Origin of the sequence: Mesorhizobium hunchu (assembly GCF_040081975.1) — a bacterium.
Lineage (GTDB): Bacteria > Pseudomonadota > Alphaproteobacteria > Rhizobiales > Rhizobiaceae > Mesorhizobium > Mesorhizobium hunchu.
The window spans coordinates 42,725-58,596 of sequence record NZ_JBEBMG010000014.1 but is presented as its reverse complement, the minus strand read 5'-3'; the positions used below and the strand labels follow the sequence as shown (position 1 = coordinate 58,596).

General features: G+C 60.7%; 24 protein-coding genes and 1 pseudogene. 9 read left to right on the top strand and 16 right to left on the bottom strand.

What is annotated here, in order from left to right; all coding sequences use genetic code 11:
- Window positions 1–125 precede the first annotated feature (125 nt).
- Entirely contained in the window at window positions 126–446 is a 321-nt protein-coding gene (locus ABMA46_RS19410; RefSeq protein WP_349001648.1) for a DUF982 domain-containing protein, read from the top strand.
- Here the strand turns inward: ABMA46_RS19410 and ABMA46_RS19405 are convergent.
- Both ABMA46_RS19405 and ABMA46_RS19400 read right to left on the bottom strand, forming a co-directional pair.
- The gene (locus tag ABMA46_RS19405) at window positions 430–708 is read right to left on the bottom strand and encodes an usg protein (protein WP_349001647.1); all 279 of its coding nucleotides are present in this window, start codon (window positions 706–708) and stop codon (window positions 430–432) included. The two genes, ABMA46_RS19410 and ABMA46_RS19405, sit on opposite strands and share 17 nt — an antisense overlap.
- A gap of 24 nt (window positions 709–732) precedes the next feature.
- Window positions 733–1,074, bottom strand: coding sequence for a hypothetical protein (locus ABMA46_RS19400; protein WP_349001646.1), 342 nt, complete (start codon window positions 1,072–1,074; stop codon window positions 733–735).
- A gap of 331 nt (window positions 1,075–1,405) precedes the next feature.
- On the opposite strand from ABMA46_RS19400, the gene groES reads away from it, so the two are divergent.
- From groES to ABMA46_RS19380, 4 genes are all read left to right on the top strand, one after another.
- A complete protein-coding gene (gene groES / locus ABMA46_RS19395; RefSeq protein ID WP_349001645.1) occupies window positions 1,406–1,720 on the top strand; it encodes a co-chaperone GroES in 315 nt (104 codons plus the stop codon).
- Between the two features lie 58 nt (window positions 1,721–1,778).
- Window positions 1,779–3,410, top strand: coding sequence for a chaperonin GroEL (groL, locus tag ABMA46_RS19390; RefSeq protein WP_349001644.1), 1,632 nt, complete (start codon window positions 1,779–1,781; stop codon window positions 3,408–3,410).
- A 66-nt stretch (window positions 3,411–3,476) separates the two neighbouring features.
- Window positions 3,477–3,701 (top strand): hypothetical protein, encoded by a 225-nt coding sequence (locus ABMA46_RS19385; RefSeq protein WP_349001643.1) that lies wholly within the window; start codon window positions 3,477–3,479, stop codon window positions 3,699–3,701.
- A 142-nt stretch (window positions 3,702–3,843) separates the two neighbouring features.
- Window positions 3,844–4,059, top strand: a complete 216-nt coding sequence (locus ABMA46_RS19380; RefSeq protein ID WP_139954923.1) for a hypothetical protein — start codon at window positions 3,844–3,846, stop codon at window positions 4,057–4,059.
- Window positions 4,060–4,168: 109 nt separating this feature from the next.
- Here ABMA46_RS19380 and ABMA46_RS19375 read toward each other — a convergent pair whose 3' ends face one another.
- Both ABMA46_RS19375 and ABMA46_RS19370 read right to left on the bottom strand, forming a co-directional pair.
- A complete protein-coding gene (locus ABMA46_RS19375) occupies window positions 4,169–4,453 on the bottom strand; it encodes a DUF982 domain-containing protein (protein WP_139954922.1) in 285 nt (94 codons plus the stop codon).
- Window positions 4,454–4,473: 20 nt separating this feature from the next.
- Window positions 4,474–4,779, bottom strand: a complete 306-nt coding sequence (locus tag ABMA46_RS19370; RefSeq protein WP_349001642.1) for a DUF982 domain-containing protein — start codon at window positions 4,777–4,779, stop codon at window positions 4,474–4,476.
- 15 nt (window positions 4,780–4,794) lie between these two features.
- Here ABMA46_RS19370 and ABMA46_RS19365 point away from each other — a divergent pair, with 15 nt between their 5' ends.
- Window positions 4,795–5,397 (top strand): hypothetical protein, encoded by a 603-nt coding sequence (locus ABMA46_RS19365; protein WP_349001641.1) that lies wholly within the window; start codon window positions 4,795–4,797, stop codon window positions 5,395–5,397.
- On the opposite strand, the gene ABMA46_RS19360 is transcribed toward ABMA46_RS19365, so the two are convergent.
- From ABMA46_RS19360 to ABMA46_RS19350, 3 genes are all read right to left on the bottom strand, one after another.
- Entirely contained in the window at window positions 5,366–5,626 is a 261-nt protein-coding gene (locus ABMA46_RS19360; protein ID WP_349001640.1) for a DUF982 domain-containing protein, read from the bottom strand. The two genes, ABMA46_RS19365 and ABMA46_RS19360, sit on opposite strands and share 32 nt — an antisense overlap.
- A 338-nt stretch (window positions 5,627–5,964) precedes the next feature.
- The gene (locus ABMA46_RS19355) at window positions 5,965–6,189 is read right to left on the bottom strand and encodes a hypothetical protein (protein ID WP_349001639.1); all 225 of its coding nucleotides are present in this window, start codon (window positions 6,187–6,189) and stop codon (window positions 5,965–5,967) included.
- A gap of 111 nt (window positions 6,190–6,300) precedes the next feature.
- Window positions 6,301–6,510, bottom strand: coding sequence for a cold-shock protein (locus tag ABMA46_RS19350; RefSeq protein WP_349001638.1), 210 nt, complete (start codon window positions 6,508–6,510; stop codon window positions 6,301–6,303).
- A 359-nt stretch (window positions 6,511–6,869) separates the two neighbouring features.
- Between ABMA46_RS19350 and ABMA46_RS19345 the strand changes: the two are divergent.
- Together ABMA46_RS19345 and ABMA46_RS19340 are read left to right on the top strand one after the other, a co-directional pair.
- Window positions 6,870–7,345, top strand: a pseudogene (locus tag ABMA46_RS19345) (YciE/YciF ferroxidase family protein).
- Window positions 7,346–7,427: 82 nt separating this feature from the next.
- Window positions 7,428–7,676 (top strand): DUF982 domain-containing protein, encoded by a 249-nt coding sequence (locus ABMA46_RS19340; RefSeq protein WP_349001637.1) that lies wholly within the window; start codon window positions 7,428–7,430, stop codon window positions 7,674–7,676.
- A gap of 21 nt (window positions 7,677–7,697) precedes the next feature.
- Here ABMA46_RS19340 and ABMA46_RS19335 read toward each other — a convergent pair whose 3' ends face one another.
- The 5 genes from ABMA46_RS19335 to ABMA46_RS19315 form a co-directional block, all read right to left on the bottom strand.
- Window positions 7,698–8,450 (bottom strand): NYN domain-containing protein, encoded by a 753-nt coding sequence (locus ABMA46_RS19335; RefSeq protein WP_349001685.1) that lies wholly within the window; start codon window positions 8,448–8,450, stop codon window positions 7,698–7,700.
- Between the two features lie 402 nt (window positions 8,451–8,852).
- Entirely contained in the window at window positions 8,853–9,008 is a 156-nt protein-coding gene (locus tag ABMA46_RS19330; RefSeq protein ID WP_349001636.1) for a hypothetical protein, read from the bottom strand.
- Between the two features lie 108 nt (window positions 9,009–9,116).
- Window positions 9,117–9,368: a DUF982 domain-containing protein gene (locus ABMA46_RS19325; protein WP_349001635.1), complete on the bottom strand. Its 252-nt coding sequence runs from the start codon at window positions 9,366–9,368 to the stop codon at window positions 9,117–9,119.
- A gap of 112 nt (window positions 9,369–9,480) precedes the next feature.
- Window positions 9,481–10,596: a PAS domain-containing sensor histidine kinase gene (locus tag ABMA46_RS19320; RefSeq protein ID WP_425475776.1), complete on the bottom strand. Its 1,116-nt coding sequence runs from the start codon at window positions 10,594–10,596 to the stop codon at window positions 9,481–9,483.
- Between the two features lie 14 nt (window positions 10,597–10,610).
- Window positions 10,611–11,399 (bottom strand): alpha/beta fold hydrolase, encoded by a 789-nt coding sequence (locus ABMA46_RS19315; protein ID WP_349001633.1) that lies wholly within the window; start codon window positions 11,397–11,399, stop codon window positions 10,611–10,613.
- A gap of 253 nt (window positions 11,400–11,652) precedes the next feature.
- Here ABMA46_RS19315 and ABMA46_RS19310 point away from each other — a divergent pair, with 253 nt between their 5' ends.
- Window positions 11,653–11,964 (top strand): response regulator, encoded by a 312-nt coding sequence (locus tag ABMA46_RS19310; protein WP_349001684.1) that lies wholly within the window; start codon window positions 11,653–11,655, stop codon window positions 11,962–11,964.
- 180 nt (window positions 11,965–12,144) lie between these two features.
- Here the strand turns inward: ABMA46_RS19310 and ABMA46_RS19305 are convergent, their stop codons facing one another.
- The 4 genes from ABMA46_RS19305 to groL (ABMA46_RS19290) all read right to left on the bottom strand — a co-directional run bounded on the left by ABMA46_RS19305 (window position 12,145) and on the right by groL (ABMA46_RS19290) (window position 15,834).
- Complete coding sequence (locus ABMA46_RS19305; protein WP_425475775.1) at window positions 12,145–13,332, bottom strand: fatty acid desaturase; 1,188 nt, start codon at window positions 13,330–13,332, stop codon at window positions 12,145–12,147.
- Between the two features lie 75 nt (window positions 13,333–13,407).
- Window positions 13,408–13,575, bottom strand: coding sequence for a hypothetical protein (locus tag ABMA46_RS19300; RefSeq protein WP_349001631.1), 168 nt, complete (start codon window positions 13,573–13,575; stop codon window positions 13,408–13,410).
- Between the two features lie 77 nt (window positions 13,576–13,652).
- Window positions 13,653–14,045: a hypothetical protein gene (locus ABMA46_RS19295; protein ID WP_349001630.1), complete on the bottom strand. Its 393-nt coding sequence runs from the start codon at window positions 14,043–14,045 to the stop codon at window positions 13,653–13,655.
- A 151-nt stretch (window positions 14,046–14,196) separates the two neighbouring features.
- A complete protein-coding gene (groL, locus tag ABMA46_RS19290) occupies window positions 14,197–15,834 on the bottom strand; it encodes a chaperonin GroEL (RefSeq protein ID WP_349001629.1) in 1,638 nt (545 codons plus the stop codon).
- Window positions 15,835–15,872: the final 38 nt, after the last annotated feature.

Genomic DNA, 15,872 nt, shown 5'->3' with positions numbered 1-15,872 from the left:
TCCGGTGCCGGCATGAAGGTTCACGGTCTTGATGTTCTGCGCGGGGTTCCCATCTCCACGACAGGCGTGCATCGACAACGCCGTCCGATTGCTTGCTCGCAAAAGACGTCAAAAAGGAGGAAGTAATGAACGACGTTCGGTTTCCCGAACCTGTTACCCTCAAGTTTCCCAACGCTTCACGCAATGTCGCCAGCAGCTTCGAGGCGCTGGAGTGCCTGGACCAGCAGTGGCCCAAATGGGCGCGCGGGCGGAGCTGGCGCGTGGCGGAACGCGCCTGCCGGGATGCGCTAGACGGATGGCGCAGCGCACGCGACGCGCGCAAAGCCTTCCTCAAGGCGGCCAAACGGGCTGGATTGGTCCCGGCAGTGCGCGCTTCCCGCAAATCGCGTCCGGCACCGATGATCGACGGCCTGCGACCCGAACTGACCCTCAGTGGATGGCGATGACGCCGTCGACGGCCCGCCATTCCGACGGCTCGATGAGGCGATGGTGGGCGACGCGCACGGAGTGCAGCGCGCCCTCCAGTTCGCGTTCCCAATAACCGAGGAAGCCTTTCAGCTCCGGGAAGTGAGGGGCCAAATCATAGTCCTGCCAGAGGTAGAGTTGCAGCAGACTCGGGTGATCGGGAAGATGATAGTGGATTTCAGCCGTGGTCAGGCCGTAGCCTTCCATCTGCAGGCGGAATCCCCTGCTGACCGTGGTAGCCATATACGTCTCCTCTGCCTTGCGCCTCTATGCGTCCAGACAATCGAAGGTGCGTCGCCGACCGTCTGCGGCAGGCGAGGGCCCAGCCGTTCTGTCGAGCCGACATAGCGCGTCCATGATCGTGTCGAAGGAAACCGGTTGCTCGGCTCCCGGCGGTCGACGCAGCGCCGGAACGGATTCCACGGCGCAGGCGTCCGAGGCCCAGGACGACAGGATCGCACGCTTCTCCTGAATGTCGAGCGTGTCGTCCTTCAGGACGTCGTCGGGATGCCTGAAATGCCTCGCCGGCGACAACAGTCGGTCCAGCGCGAGGTCGGACGTTTCAGGAACGAGAGAGGGAATAATCGGTGTGGAATTCTGTCGGTCCATCTTGATCCTCCGTCTTTCCAAAAGCTCCTTTGCACGGTTTCGACTTCACAGCCTCGCCTATGGCGAAGCTTGGGATAATTTTGTTCGACCGTCTGGAAAATTCAAGCGGGAAATGCGCTGTTTCACTCCGATTAGCCGCGTGTTTTCATGGCACTAGCACTCATCTAGCGCGAGTGCCAAAATTTTTGCGCTAGCCTCTTGAAACCCGAAATCGCTGAAACTAGCTCGATAGGCGCGCGATGCCTGAAAGGGGGGCGCGCACCCCGTTCCGGTCCTGCCGGGCCGGTTCGGAGGGACCTCTCAAAATCTGTTTGTCCTGAAGGAGAACGATATGACGTTCCGTCCATTGCACGACCGTATCCTGGTCCGCCGCATCGAAGCCGATGAGAAAACCGCCGGCGGCATCATCATCCCCGACACCGCCAAGGAAAAGCCGCAGGAGGGCGAGGTCATCGCCGTCGGCCCCGGCGCACGCGACGAAAGCGGCAAACTCGTCGAACTCGACGTCAAGGTCGGCGACCGCATCCTGTTCGGCAAATGGTCCGGCACCGAGATCAAGCTGAATGGTGAGGACCTACTCATCATGAAGGAAAGTGACGTGATGGGCGTGATCGACCAGGCGGCCACGCTGAAGAAAGCGGCCTGATCGGCGCGAACCCGATATCAACCAGTCAACGAAAGCTGCCTATCGAAGGAGTGATCCAATGGCTGCCAAGGAAGTGAAGTTCCATTCCGACGCGCGCGAGCGCATGCTGCGCGGCGTCGACATTCTCGCCAATGCCGTGAAGGTGACGCTCGGTCCCAAGGGCCGCAACGTCGTCATCGACAAGTCGTTCGGCGCCCCGCGCATCACCAAGGACGGCGTGACGGTGGCGAAGGAAATCGAGCTCGAGGACAAGTTCGAGAACATGGGCGCGCAGATGGTTCGTGAGGTCGCCTCGAAGACCAACGATCTGGCCGGCGACGGCACGACAACCGCCACCGTTCTCGCTCAGGCCATCGTCCGGGAAGGCGCTAAGGCTGTCGCCTCCGGCATGAACCCGATGGACCTGAAGCGCGGTATCGACAAGGCGGTCGACGCCGTTGTCGCCGAGCTGAAGGCCAATGCCCGCAAGATCACGAAAAACGACGAGATCGCCCAGGTTGGCACCATCTCGGCCAACGGCGATGCCGAGATCGGTCGTTTCCTTGCCGAGGCGATGCAGAAGGTCGGCAACGAAGGTGTCATCACCGTCGAAGAGGCCAAGACCGCCGAGACCGAGTTGGAAGTCGTCGAAGGCATGCAGTTCGACCGGGGTTATCTCTCGCCCTACTTCATCACCAACCAGGACAAGATGCGGGTCGAACTGGAAGAGCCTTATGTGCTCATCCACGAAAAGAAGCTCGGCAATCTCCAGGCCATGCTTCCCGTTCTGGAAGCCGTCGTGCAGTCCGGCAAGCCGCTGCTGATCATCGCCGAGGACGTCGAGGGTGAGGCGCTGGCCACCCTGGTCGTCAACAAGCTGCGCGGCGGCCTCAAGGTCGCGGCCGTCAAGGCGCCGGGCTTCGGCGATCGCCGCAAGGCGATGCTGGAGGACATCGCCATCCTCACCGGCGGCACGGCGATCAGCGAGGATCTCGGCATCAAGCTGGAGAACGTCACGCTGCAGATGCTCGGCCGCGCCAAGAAGGTGGTGATCGAGAAAGAAAACACCACCATTGTCGACGGCGCCGGCCGCAAGGAAGAAATCCAGGGTCGCGTCACGCAGATCAAGGCGCAGATCGAGGAGACCACTTCTGACTACGACCGCGAGAAGCTGCAGGAGCGCCTGGCCAAGCTCGCCGGCGGCGTCGCGGTGATCCGCGTCGGCGGCGCTACGGAAGTCGAGGTCAAGGAGAAGAAGGACCGCGTCGACGATGCGCTGCACGCCACCCGCGCGGCTGTCGAAGAAGGCATCCTGCCCGGAGGCGGCGTGGCCCTGCTCAGGACCGTTAAGGCGCTCGACATGCTGGTCGCCGACAACGCCGATCAGAAATACGGCATCGATATCGTCCGCCGCGCCGTCGAGGCACCTGCTCGGCAGATCGCCGAGAATGCCGGTGCTGAAGGCTCCATCATCGTCGGCAAGCTGCGCGAGAAGACCGACTTCGCCTGGGGCTGGAATGCCCAGACCGGCGAATATGGCGACCTCTACCAGCAGGGCGTCATCGATCCGGCCAAAGTTGTGCGCACCGCGCTTCAGGACGCCGCTTCGGTCGCCGGCCTGCTGGTCACCACCGAGGCGATGGTGGCCGAGAAGTCGAAGAAGGAAGCGTCTGTCCCGGCAATGCCGGGCGGCGCGGGCATGGACTTCTGAGGCACTGATCACATGGCCCGCTCCCGTCACCGGGGGCGGGCATTTCGCAGATAATCCGGGGATGCTATGAACAAGATGACCGACATCGGATCCGTTCCAACGCCGACCCGTTCGCCGAGCGAGTTCCTCGCCTATGAAACGGAGTGCCGCAGCGCCTTGAAGCCGCTGCTGACGGGCCTGCTGGATAGGGCCGAATCCGCCGGCTGGAACCGCCGCACCGCAGCGTCCACGCTGATGTTCCTGGCCGCGCAGCACGTGTCGGCGGCGTCGGAGACATCCACAGTCGAGTGAAACCAAGATCGGTTCTCGCTGACGGCGCTCCAGAATGGAACGCACAACGTCCTGAGTAGTGGCGCGCAAATGCCCTTTTGGTCTTTCAACAGAGCGCTAATCCGATATGGTCGCCGATAGGGGGCAATCGAGGGCCGGACCGATGCAGGAATATCTGGATCACAAGCTCGAATGTCCCTATTGCGGAACGATCCGGCTTCGCATTCCCGTCGGTGCAACCGAAGCGACTGAAATCAAATGCGATGACTGCGGCAAACCTTTGGGCACTTGGGGCGAGCTACAGGACGATTTTGCAGAGCAAGGCGGCCATGACGGCATTTTTCGGCTGTCAAAAGGCAGGATCAAACGGATCGAGTAGGAAGCTCGCAGATCACACCGCCACCCGAGCACACGGATCCGGATGCGCATTTGCGTAAGAGATAGGAACGGCGACACCGTGGGTCGCCGCCCTGAGATCGCACTGCAGATCAGACGTGTAGCTGTTGACCGGAGCTTGCAGCTTTCGGTGTCGCCTCGTCCTCGACCAGAATGTCTTTCTTCCTGGCGAACTGCATGAGAATGCCGCGTGCTGTCTCTGCGTCGACTTCGCCGGCCAGTGCAGCTTTGCAGGCGCGAATCGCCGCCCTTTGCTCCGGACTGTTTCCACACCAATCCGTGACGAACTGGTAAGCATCCACGACCGAGTTCAGCTGCCGCGGAAAGCCGAGCCCGACCCACACGCGGACAGGCTTTTCGAAGGGTTGAGAAAGCATCGTATCCTCCCTTCGTCGCGTCAGGCGGAAACGCCGCCAGTCTCGCCGGCTTTCGGCCCGGTCATCCAGGGCATCGCCACGGAGACATCCTCGAGGATTTTCGCCGAACGGGCAAAGCCGGCGAACGCCTCGCGCGCCGCCTTCAGCGGCACAAGGCCATCGAACGCGCGGTGGCACGCCCGCGTCGCCGTTTCATAGATCACGCCACGGCGGTGCCTGGGCCATTCATGGAGAAAGTCGCAGGCATCCTCGAGACAGGCGATCTCCTGGATGAGACCTTCTGCGGCTCTCACAAATACGGGACTTTCGAATGTTCTCTCGCTCATTGAAACCTCCAATGGTTGAACGATTTCAGCTGGTTGAGGAATGGTCACCCCGGCAATCGGCAGCGACCAGGAGAAATATGTGAAGGCTGGTTTTCGGCGTCAAGACTATCTATTGCAGCAATTGCGGTGGCTATCTTGGCCTTTTGGGGAGAACTGCCGCGGGACTTCGCAAGGCAGATAGCGAACGCCGAAAGCATCGATCTCAATCATGGAACGATGACCAAAACGCGTAAGCGCGTCGCCGGGTCAATCAGGCGACTCGTCCGACCGTTCGATCAAGCCGAGACGTCAATACGGCCGCTCCTGTCGGAGCGCCTTTTCGGAACTGTTCTGTTCCGCACCGTCATCGGATCGATTCAGCGTCACCGTGCAGCGGATCAGGAAATTCCAGTCCGGCCCATGCTCAACGATGAGATGAAGGTCCGAAATCTCTTCGAAGTAGTGCTCGACGCTCTTCGGCCCATCATCGCAGCAGTACTCGATAACGGCCTTCCAGCGCTTTTCGCCATGAAGATTGATCACGTTGTTCATCTTCGCTCCGTAGCGGCCGCGATTTTCGATCAAGGCGAGAAGCCGGTTGCCGAAATCAATACAGTCGAACCGTGGGATCAATCCTGATCCCGGCGCCGGTCACGGCGGCGATAAAGGCTGTACTGACCTTTTCGGGAGTGGAGGCGCCCGCCTTGACGCGTGAGCAGCAATCAATCGCATCCAACCACGCCGCGCTGCCATATTCTTTGTGATTGGCAAACAGGAAGTCGGCCGCCTGCGACACCGAGGAGATCAGACTGAAGCCCGTCCGATCATCGTAGATCACCAAAGGCATCCTGAAGTTCTGGTTGTTCATCGCGGGCCCGTAGAAATTTCCGACATGCCTACTCTGCAGTTGCAGGACTACCAGCGGACGGCTCAGTGCATTTGGTGCCTGAGCTTCGTTTCAGCCGCCCTGCGACGCGAACCGTCGGTATAGCCCTGCCTTCGGCGTCGCGCCTCGTCGGGTCGCGCATCCAATTTTGCGGATCTGAAACGTGTCGCCACAACGGGCGATCTTCCCAGCAGCATGTCGTAGAATTTCGTTACGGCGAGCCGACAATCGAGATAGGTGGAGGGCATTTCAATATCCTTCTCTGTTGGAATTCGGCATCTGTCCTGCCCCGTTTTCGCGTTTGCGCCCGGTCGATCCGGCTAGGCGCGCCTGCGCCTGACCGGCCGCTTCAGGGCGGGCGGCGTGTTCGTGTTTGTTGCCTCGCTGGCAAGCCGTGCCAGCCTCAGCCGCTCGGTCTTCTGTTCCCGTACGGCCGCCTCGCCGTCGGTGATTTGCCGGGCTGCCCTGGTGGTGGCATCCTGCTTTGTTTCGATGGCGGTCGGCTTGGGCTTGAATATCCCTTGCGGCATTTCAGGGTGTCGCATGTGCGGATCTCCACTCATGAAAAGAAAAAAGGCCGGGACTTGCCCGACCTCTCTCATCTGCGCTCTGCGGCCAGTGCCAGTACATCCGTGGTCAAAGGCCGGCGCAATAGCTTATGCAGCCTGCAGGTTCTCGGCCGCGCTCTTGCCGTTGCGGTTGTCCTTCACGAGGTCGAAGCTGAGCTTCTGGCCCTCGACGAGCGAGCGCATGCCGGCCCGTTCTACCGCCGAAATGTGGACGAACACGTCCGGTTGGCCGTTGCCGAGCTCGATGAAGCCGAAGCCTTTGGTCGCATTGAAGAACTTCACGGTTCCAGTATTCATGACGATTTCCTTTCAATCATCCATGGAAAATTGCTTGCCGCGCAGGATGCACGACAAACGATTCAGATCGATTTTGAGAGGAGAAGATCGCCGAAAACGCGGTTCGCGTCAGAAACAAAGTTCGACAGCCAAGATCGATACCCAGAACATAGACCGATACAGTGTTCGAAACAAGGCATGGCCCGGATTATTCCTGGAGGGCCAGGACGGGTAATCTTGCGGAGACGCTGCCGGCACCGCCGATCACGGGAGTTTTACAGCCGACGGCGACCGGGGCGGCGCCAGCTTGGAGCACCCGCGCGGAACCAATTGTCATGCCCGCTCTTTCTGTGCTGCCAATTCCGGCGCGGAGGATCACCATGAAAACGCTCGCCGACATCTTCGAGCACACGCTTCAGGACGTCTATTACGCCGAAAACGCGATCACCAAGGCATTGCCAAAGTGGCCAAGGCCGCGAAGGATGCCAAATTGAAGAAGGCGGCGGAGGATCACCTCGAGGAAACGAAAGGGCAGATCAAGAAACTCGATCAGGTGTTCAAGTCGATCGGCAAGAAGGCTTCCGGCGAGAAGTGCGACGCCATCGAGGGCCTCATCAAGGAGGCCGACGGCTTGATGGAGGAAGCATCCGGCACTGCTCTCGACGCCGGCCTGCTGGCCGCCTGCCAGGCTGTCGAGCACTACGAGATTTCCCGATACGGTTCCCTGCGGGAATGGGCCAAGGACCTTGGACACGATGAGGCGCACAAGCTGCTCAGCGAGATTCTCGACCAGGAGAAGGCCACCAACAACAAACTCACCAACCTCGCGGTGACGTCGGTCAACAAGGCGGCTTGACCGCGGACGGGCGCCGGCTGCGAGTTCCGGGCGAATCGTCGAATTGCCTCGCTATCCCCGCGGCAATGCCCTATGGACGGCAATGCAAAATCCCAAATTCGCTCAGCCGGTCACCGTTCGGGCCGACGCGCAGGGCGCCGAGACGATCATTTCCGACGTATACGAATGTTCGTCGTTCCTGCTCCGGGGCTGGTCGGGCAAGCGGGGACCGGCACATCGCGCGGCCCTCCAGGCCTGCCACGACGCCAGTGCGGACAAGAAGCCTATATCAACCGTTCGGCGGGCGTTTGCCTTGGCTGCACGCGAAGCAGGTATTCTCGTCGGCCAGTGAAGGGTTCGCTCCCGAGGACGATCACCTCCTCCGCCGCGCCTTTGCTGCGGCTTCCGGTTTGATCCTGATGCGTAGCATTCCGCCTTCGGGATGGTCGATCTCGAAGGCGTTGGTCTTGCGCACCAGGTCGCTCAGCTTGCGGAAACCAAAGGTACGGGGATCGAAGTCGGAAGCCAAATTGGCAAGCTGGGTACCGACCGCCCCGAGCGGCACCCACCCGTCCTCACTCTCCATTTGCGCGATGATCTTGCGGATGATCGGCACGGCCGCAGTGGGCGGCTGCAACGGCTTCCAGGCCGGCGCAGCTTCCGGTTCGTTCGCGGCAGCGGACGGCAACAGGTTCTCGGTATAGACGAACCGGCGGCAAGCCTGGCGAAAGCTTTCGGGCGTCTTCTGCTCGCCGAACCCGAACACGTCGGTGCCCTGCTCACGGATTCGGGCGGCCAGTCGGGTGAAATCGCTGTCGGAGGAAACCAGGCAGAAGCCGTCGAACCGGCCGCTGTGGAGAAGATCCATTGCGTCAATGACAAGGGTGATATCCGAGGCGTTCTTGCCTGTAGTGTAGGCGAACTGCTGCTGGGGAATGATCGCGTGCCTCGACAGGACGTCGGCCCAGGCCTTCGAACGGGCGCTGGAAAAGTCGCCATAAATCCGGCGGACGCTGGCCTCGCCGATCTTGGCGATCTCCTCGAACAGGCCATCGGCGATCTTGGCCGAGGCGTTGTCGGCGTCGATCAGAACCGCGAGACGCGGTGAGCGGGATTCGGACGGCATCGCGTTTTCCTTCAAACTGTTTTCTGCTCGAAACCGACCATCTTTTGTCATCGGTGCCGCTTCGGTTCCGGCTACGCATACTCGACACCCCCCGATAGCAGCATTGAACATGGCAATGACAATGATGTGCGCGTCGGCCTCGATATCCTCGCGGGCCTCTGCAATGCCAAAATATGTCGTGGACGGTTTCGACGAAATAGTCAGCGCCGTGCTTTACGACCTGAAATTCCTGCTCTCGATGTCGATGATCTCGCCGCAGTTCTGGCATTCCATCTGGGTGTGGACACGAATCCAACCGACGCGTGTTCTGGCCTTGTGGTGGCACCGCGGACATTCCACGTCGATCTCGAAATCATCCGTCTCGCGCTTTGTCATCGCAGCCCAAGTCCATTCTGCACCGGGTCAGCTTTCGTCGACAGCCGCCTTTTGCGCCTCGTCCTGATCCGTGAGGGAGGGTTTTTCTTTTACTGCCTTCGCGGCCAGCTTCGCTTCTTTCCTGGCCGCCTTTGCTTTGTCTCGTTGACTGCGTTCGTATCGATAATTCGGCTTCATCGCCATTCGAGCGCTCCGTCTGGGTGAATGGTATACTTCAATAGGGAGATGCCCGAGACGGTGGATTTCATTGCCGCCAGCGCTGGCTCATGCCGTCAGACATCAGTGCTGGTGTCAGTAGATCTCAACCGTGCGATCGTAACTGATACCCGCATCCGTTAGCGCCGCAAGGAATGCGGTACTCGTATCATCGACGCCACAGTCTTCAGCGCAGCACTCCATCGCGTCGGTCCAAGCCAGGCTGTCGTTTCCGGGCCAATGGTCAAACAGGAAATCCGAAGCCTGCTGGACGGACTCGATGAGCGTGAAACCTACCGGGCCGGCTATATAGACAACGACCGGGGATCGAAATTTTCTTGTAGCCATCGCGCACACTACGCCCCATCGCGCGCAAAGGCGAGAGCGGTGATGGAAACCTGTCCGTCAGGACTTCGTTCGACGTCGGCTCACTTCGGACCCCGACAGCGCTGCCGTGTTGTCAATGCGCGTGACCCGGCATCGGCCCCGAGGTCGGCATAACGAACCGGAACATGGTTTTGGAAATATCCGAAATTGCCTCGATGGTGCCTCCATGCGCTTTAGCGATTTGGGACGCAATATAGAGGCCCAAGCCCAATCCCACCCTGCTCGCCCCGGCCTCTCCGCGGTAGAATGGCTGGAACAGCCTTTCCATCGTGGCGGGCGGGATCGGATCGCCTTCGTTCGCAACCGACAGCCTGAACTTTCCGTCTTCTATGTCGCCTTGGATCCTGACTGCGGCATCGGCCGAGCCATGTGTCAAGGCATTTCCCAGAAGGTTGGAAAGCAATTGCCCCAAGCGGCCAGGATCGCAGTCCAGCATAATCCCAGTTTCGATCGAAGTAACGATTTCCCGATCCGGATGCGCCATCCTTAGCTCGTCGACGACTTGAGCAAACACTGGACCGAGCGCCACAGATCGCTCGATCTGGAGCATGAGGCCGCCACCGAGCCGTGTGCGGGTGAGGTCGAGCACATTGTCGATGAGCACCTGCATGCGCCTGATGCTGCGCTGCATCAAATCGAGCAACTCCGGCGTAGCCGCCTCCTGGCCCTTGCGAAGCATGATACTTACGCCGGCGTTTATGCTGGCGAGCGGGTTGCGCAGATCATGGCCGAGCACTGCAATGAACTGTTCTCTCAATTCCGAAGCTTCGCGCTCGGCAAGTAGACCCTCTTCGGCCACTGTTCGAGCCTGGACCAGGTCTCGCTCGTAGCGCCGCCGCTGCGTTGCCTGGAAGATGGTGAGCCGCGTGAAGAGCAAATCACCTTTAGCGTCGTGGCGCTGGATCGCATTGGCCAGCACGGCGAGCTTCGCGCCATCCTTCCTGACCAGATCGAGGGCGACCTCGTTGAAGAATCCCTGCATGCGGATCAGCGGCGCGAAGTGCGTCTCATAGAAGATCGATCCGGCTACGTCCAACAGGTCACGCAGCCGCTTTCCGAGGAGCTCTTCCCGAGTGAAGCCTGTCCAGTCCGAAAACGTCAGGTTCGACCTGACGATACGGCCGTCGACCCCGAGCGAAATGTACCCGCAGGGCGCGTTTTCGTAGAGGTCTTCGAGATCCTCCGCCACGCCGCTTCCGGCCATCAGACGAACGCTCGGATGGCTGCGATCACCTCACGGGGAGCGCTGAGATTGGGACAATGCCCGGTAGCGTTCAGGATCACCAGTTCGCTGTCGGGTATGTGGCGATGGACATATTCGCCGACTTCTTCGGACGCGATGATGTCCTCCTTGCTTTGCAGGATTAAGGTGCGCGCCGGCACCTTCGCCAGATCATTGCGGTTGTCGGAGGTGAACGTCACACGAGCGAACTGCTTTGCAATTGCGGGATCCGTTCGACAAAAGCTGTTGGTCAACTCCTCCCCAAGCTCGGGCCGGTCAGGATTGCCTATGATCGCAGGCGCCATGGACGCAGACCATCCCATGTGGTTGTCGTCGAGTGAGTCAAGAAGTTCGTCGATCTGCGGTGCGGTGAAGCCGCCCTTATAGTCACCGTCGTCGATGTAGCGAGGCGACGGTCCGATCATGACGAGGCTGTCGAACAGGCCGGGCGCCTTGATCGAGGCGAGTGCACCGATCATGCCGCTAACGGAATGGCCGACGAAAACGGCGTTCTTCAAATCCAACGTCCTGCCGATCTCCACGACGTCATCGGCATAGCCTTGAAGAGACGCATACTTCGCCGGGTCGTAAGCGCTGAGGTCGGAACACCCGGCTCCGACATGATCGAAAAGGACCGTACGAAAATCCGGCTGGAAGGCAGGCGCCACGAAGCGCCACATGTTCTGATCGCAACCGAAACCATGAGCGAAGATCATGATGCGGGAGCCGTCACCCGCTTCACGAACATTGTTTCGTTCAAGGACCGACATGCGACTTTGTCTCCGGCCGATCGCGCATTCGCCAGCAAGGCAACGTCGGTCTTCGCGTGAATATTCAACTCATAACGGAACCCAAGACGGCTGTCATGGCTTGTTGTGTTGCCGAACTTCTTTCGGCGGCTTCTCCTTGCCAGCGTCGCAGCGGCCTTGGTCTGAGATTGGTCAGACACCCAGGCAGGAAAGGTCAGATGTCCGCCCAAATCGCAGTGCTGGTCGTGGAGGATGAAACGCTCATCCGAATGACATTGTCGACCAACTGGCAGACGAGGGCTATGAGGTCTTCGAGGCGGGTACCGCAGACGATGCGATCGCCATCCTTGAAACAGAGCCTTCCATCCGGCTACTCTTCACCGATATCGATATGCCCGGCACCATGGACGGATTGAAGCTCGCCGCAGCAGTGCGCGACCGCTGGCCGCCGATAAAGATTGTCGTCACCTCCGGTCATCGCAGGATCGAGATTGCCGATATTCCCGACGGCGGCATCTTCCTCTCCAAGCCATATCGGCACGAAGCCGTCAGTGCTTCATTCCGCGAACTGCTGGCAACGAGGTAATCTCTCGGCTCAAGCGAATTTAGATTATAAAAAGGTCGACGCGCGCCACCCCGCGTGCCCTTCGCGCCGACCTCCGCACTACCGATTTCGCGGCGCGCATAACACTAGGCGCGCCATGTTTCGGAATAGCAAGCGTGTTTGTTGACGCGTCTGTTAATGCCTCGGAATGTAGCCGGCGCGTTACGTTGCCTGACCTCGCGCCGGCCGTGCGGTTGCACCGGTGACGGACCGCCGAAAGATGGATTCTTTCGCGAGCCTTGAATTGATGTCAATCAATGTTTTCGGGCGCAAGCGTCCGGACGGCTCCTTGAATGTCCGATACCTAAGCGGCTTTGCGCGTGCCTCACGAAACGAGATGAGACGCTGGCGTTTTTCATCCCAAAGGACGAGCTTCACGCAGCTGAGGCTTTCCAAGATGGTGATATGGCCGATGCTGCGCAGTTCCGGGTAGTCCCTCAGCACCTCCGGAAGCCGGTAATACGGCACCCGGCTCGAAAGATGGTGGACGTGATGGATGCCGATGTTGGCTGTCAACCACCGCAGGACTAACGGCAATTCATAGTATGAGGAACCGTGCAGGGCGGCGTCCTGGAACTGCCATTGCGGCTTTTGCGACCAGTGCGTTTCCTCGAACTGGTGCTGGACATAGAACAGCCAGATACCCGCCGATCCTGCCAGCACCACGACCGATAGCTGCACAAGCATGAACGTCTCGAAGCCGACCAACCAGACGAGGCCAAGGGCCAGAACCAGGATCGCCAGATTGGTGGCCATGGTCGAGATCCACGGCTCCATGCCCGAGCGCATCATGCCGAAGGGCAGCCTTTGCTTGAACAGGAAAAGCCAGATCGGGCCGATGCCGAACATCACGAACGGGTTGCGGTAGAGCCTGTAAGCGAGGCGGTGCGATCGCGAGAGGGATCGGTATTCAGCCACGGTCAGGGTCGTGATGTCGCCGACGCCGCGCTCGTCGAGATTGCCGGCAGAGGCGTGATGCGCCGCATGCGCGCGGCGCCAGTAATCATATGGCGTGAACGTAAGGACGCCGATCAGGCGACCGGTCCAGTCATCCGCCTTGCGGTGGGCGAAGAAGGAGCCGTGGCCGCAATCGTGTTGGATCATGAACAGGCGGAGCAGGAATCCCGCCGCTGGAATTGTCAGCGCCATCCCCCACCAGAAGCCATGATGCACCGCCAAGGCGGCAAGCGTCCAAAGGGCGACGAACGGGATGAGCGTGACCATCAGTTCGAGCAGACTGCGTCCCCTGCGCGGCTTCCGGTAGGCGGCGAGAATTTTGGGCCAGGCCCGTTCGCTGCCCCGGAGCGGGGAGATGGGTGCGTCGGTCAACGACAATGGGCGGGCCTCCATAGGTTTGGAGATTGCCGAACGGCACGATGCTGCAAGCGGAACTCGTGGCGTAGAGAAGTCATCACGCTTGGGGTTTCATATGAGACGGTTGTCCTCAACCGTTTGGCGGGCACGCCGGCGTGTGCCGTCGGTGTCGGCTTTCCGGCGCCGTTCGGCAGCCGCCTTGCGGATGCTTTCGAAGCGGTTTTGTTCGTTGTCTTCAGTTGCGGGCTTCGGATCGATTTTCTTCATGTAGACGATCATCGAATGGACTCCTTGGTGCGGATGGTCAAGCAGATCGCCGGAGATCCATCCGGCGATCGGGGGGCTCGCCTCAAAGACTATGCGGCGAGAGCCGTGGCGCAGCCCTGGACGCCCAGCCTGTCGGGGCTGGTCTGCCCGGGCATGGTCGCCCAGCCGCCGGCCTCGATGAACTGTCGTTTCGTGTAGCTGTCGCTCAGGGCCTTCAACTCGGCGAGTTTCGCCGCCTTGTCCGGTGCCGCGTTGAATCGTTCGACGCATATGGCGGACGCCAGTTCTCCGCGCGCGTTGTCACCTGCTGTCGCGGCCATCGCCTGCGAGGTGCCGCCGGTCACCCAGCCACCCCAGCTGAAGCCGACGGCTATCGTGGCGACGATTGCCGCGATGCACGCCCAGGCCAGCATGGTCTTCGAAGGCTGATAGTCTTCCCAACGCCGCGAGAGGGATCGTTTCGTCGTGCTTTGCATGGCCATGGTATCAATCCTTTCCGATTGAAGTTCCGATTGTCCCCGCCGGCGGCGGAGGGGTGGGCACTGCCTTCGTATGTTGGCTCGGGCGCGACGGCCTGAAACGAAATACGAAATCGGGAGATGCCATCCCTGGCATCCGCGACCGTCGATGCGCCTAGTCGCCCATCCCGCCCATGCCGCCGTTTCCGGCTGCAGAGGCGGCGGAATCCTTCGCCGGGATATCGGCAATCATCGCCTCCGCGGTTATCAGCAAGGCGGCGATCGAGCCGGCGTCCTGCAAGGCGGTGCGCACCACTTTGGCGGGATCGAGGATGCCGGCCTTGATCATGTCGACATAGGTCTCGGTCTGTGCGTCGAAGCCCTGGTTGTGATCCTTGCTGTCCGCGAGCTTGCCGATGACGATGGAGCCCTCGACGCCGGCGTTTTCGGCGATCTGCCGGACCGGCGCTTCCAGCGCCCTGAACACGATCGAAATGCCGGCGGTGATATCCGCATTGGCGCTTGTCAACGAGGCCAGTGCGGTCCTGGCGCGCAACAGTGCGACGCCGCCGCCCGGCACGATGCCTTCCTCGACGGCGGCGCGCGTGGCGTTCAGCGCGTCGTCGATGCGGTCCTTCTTTTCCTTGACCTCGGTCTCGGTCGCTCCGCCGACGCGGATCACTGCGACGCCGCCGGCGAGCTTGGCCAGCCGCTCCTGCAGCTTTTCCTTGTCGTAATCCGAGGTCGTTTCCTCGATCTGCGCCTTGATCTGGGCGATACGCGCAGCAATGCCTGCCTTGTCGCCGGCGCCGTCGACGATCGTGGTGGTGTCCTTCTCGATCAGCACGCGCTTGGCGCGGCCGAGCATGTCGAGCGTGACGTTTTCGAGCTTGATGCCGAGATCCTCGGAGATCATCTGGCCGGCGCTCAGCACGGCGATGTCTTCGAGCATCGCCTTGCGGCGGTCGCCGAAGCCCGGCGCCTTGACCGCCGCGACCTTGAGGCCGCCGCGCAGCTTGTTGACGACCAATGTCGCGAGCGCCTCGCCTTCGACGTCTTCCGAGATGATCAGCAGCGGCTTGCCGCTCTGCACGATCGCCTCGAGGATCGGCAGCACGGCCAGCAGGTTGCCGAGCTTCTTTTCATGGATGAGGATGTAAGGATCCTCCAGCTCCACGCGCATTTTCTCGGCGTTGGTGATGAAGTAGGGCGAAAGATAGCCGCGGTCGAACTGCATGCCCTCGACTACGTCGAGCTCGGTCTCTGCCGTCCTGGCTTCCTCCACGGTGATGACGCCTTCGTTACCGACCTTGTCCATCGCCTTGGCGATCATGGCGCCGACGCCGGCGTCGCCATTGGCCGCGATGGTTCCGACCTGGGCGATCTCGCCGGACGATTTGACCTTCTTCGACCAGGCCTGGATTTCTTCCACGACCGCGGCGACGCCGAGATCGATGCCGCGTTTCAAATCCATCGGATTCATGCCGGCCGCAACCAGCCTGACGCCTTCGCGCAGGATCGAGGCGGCAAGTACGGTGGCGGTAGTGGTGCCGTCGCCCGCAAGGTCGTTGGTTTTCGAAGCCACCTCGCGCACCATCTGGGCGCCCATGTTCTCGAATTTGTCGGCGAGTTCGATCTCCTTGGCGACCGTTACGCCGTCCTTGGTAATGCGCGGCGCGCCATAAGCTTTGTCGATGACGACGTTGCGGCCCTTCGGCCCCAACGTCACCTTGACGGCATTGTTGAGCAGCTCGACGCCGCGCAGCATCCTGTCGCGGGCATCGGTGGAGAATTTGATTTCCTTGGCAGCCATGGTGTTCGTCCAGTTCGATATTGAGATGCGGGATCGAA

Bases quoted from the DNA above. Each gene is read 5' to 3' on its own strand.
- ABMA46_RS19385 (WP_349001643.1), top strand. From the start codon at position 3,477: ATGAACAAGATGACCGACATCGGATCCGTTCCAACGCCGACCCGTTCG.
- ABMA46_RS19400 (WP_349001646.1), bottom strand. From the start codon at position 1,074: ATGGACCGACAGAATTCCACACCGATTATTCCCTCTCTCGTTCCTGAA.
- ABMA46_RS19370 (WP_349001642.1), bottom strand. From the start codon at position 4,779: ATGAGCGAGAGAACATTCGAAAGTCCCGTATTTGTGAGAGCCGCAGAA.
- groL (WP_349001644.1), top strand. From the start codon at position 1,779: ATGGCTGCCAAGGAAGTGAAGTTCCATTCCGACGCGCGCGAGCGCATG.
- ABMA46_RS19315 (WP_349001633.1), bottom strand. From the start codon at position 11,399: ATGTCGGTCCTTGAACGAAACAATGTTCGTGAAGCGGGTGACGGCTCC.
- ABMA46_RS19330 (WP_349001636.1), bottom strand. From the start codon at position 9,008: ATGGCGATGAAGCCGAATTATCGATACGAACGCAGTCAACGAGACAAA.
- ABMA46_RS19410 (WP_349001648.1), top strand. From the start codon at position 126: ATGAACGACGTTCGGTTTCCCGAACCTGTTACCCTCAAGTTTCCCAAC.
- ABMA46_RS19360 (WP_349001640.1), bottom strand. From the start codon at position 5,626: ATGAACAACCAGAACTTCAGGATGCCTTTGGTGATCTACGATGATCGG.
- ABMA46_RS19300 (WP_349001631.1), bottom strand. From the start codon at position 13,575: ATGATCGTCTACATGAAGAAAATCGATCCGAAGCCCGCAACTGAAGAC.
- ABMA46_RS19335 (WP_349001685.1), bottom strand. From the start codon at position 8,450: ATGCCGTCCGAATCCCGCTCACCGCGTCTCGCGGTTCTGATCGACGCC.
- ABMA46_RS19355 (WP_349001639.1), bottom strand. From the start codon at position 6,189: ATGCGACACCCTGAAATGCCGCAAGGGATATTCAAGCCCAAGCCGACC.
- groES (WP_349001645.1), top strand. From the start codon at position 1,406: ATGACGTTCCGTCCATTGCACGACCGTATCCTGGTCCGCCGCATCGAA.
- ABMA46_RS19340 (WP_349001637.1), top strand. From the start codon at position 7,428: ATGCAAAATCCCAAATTCGCTCAGCCGGTCACCGTTCGGGCCGACGCG.
- ABMA46_RS19305 (WP_425475775.1), bottom strand. From the start codon at position 13,332: ATGGAGGCCCGCCCATTGTCGTTGACCGACGCACCCATCTCCCCGCTC.
- groL (WP_349001629.1), bottom strand. From the start codon at position 15,834: ATGGCTGCCAAGGAAATCAAATTCTCCACCGATGCCCGCGACAGGATG.
- ABMA46_RS19380 (WP_139954923.1), top strand. From the start codon at position 3,844: ATGCAGGAATATCTGGATCACAAGCTCGAATGTCCCTATTGCGGAACG.
- ABMA46_RS19405 (WP_349001647.1), bottom strand. From the start codon at position 708: ATGGCTACCACGGTCAGCAGGGGATTCCGCCTGCAGATGGAAGGCTAC.
- ABMA46_RS19375 (WP_139954922.1), bottom strand. From the start codon at position 4,453: ATGCTTTCTCAACCCTTCGAAAAGCCTGTCCGCGTGTGGGTCGGGCTC.
- ABMA46_RS19325 (WP_349001635.1), bottom strand. From the start codon at position 9,368: ATGGCTACAAGAAAATTTCGATCCCCGGTCGTTGTCTATATAGCCGGC.
- ABMA46_RS19350 (WP_349001638.1), bottom strand. From the start codon at position 6,510: ATGAATACTGGAACCGTGAAGTTCTTCAATGCGACCAAAGGCTTCGGC.
- ABMA46_RS19295 (WP_349001630.1), bottom strand. From the start codon at position 14,045: ATGGCCATGCAAAGCACGACGAAACGATCCCTCTCGCGGCGTTGGGAA.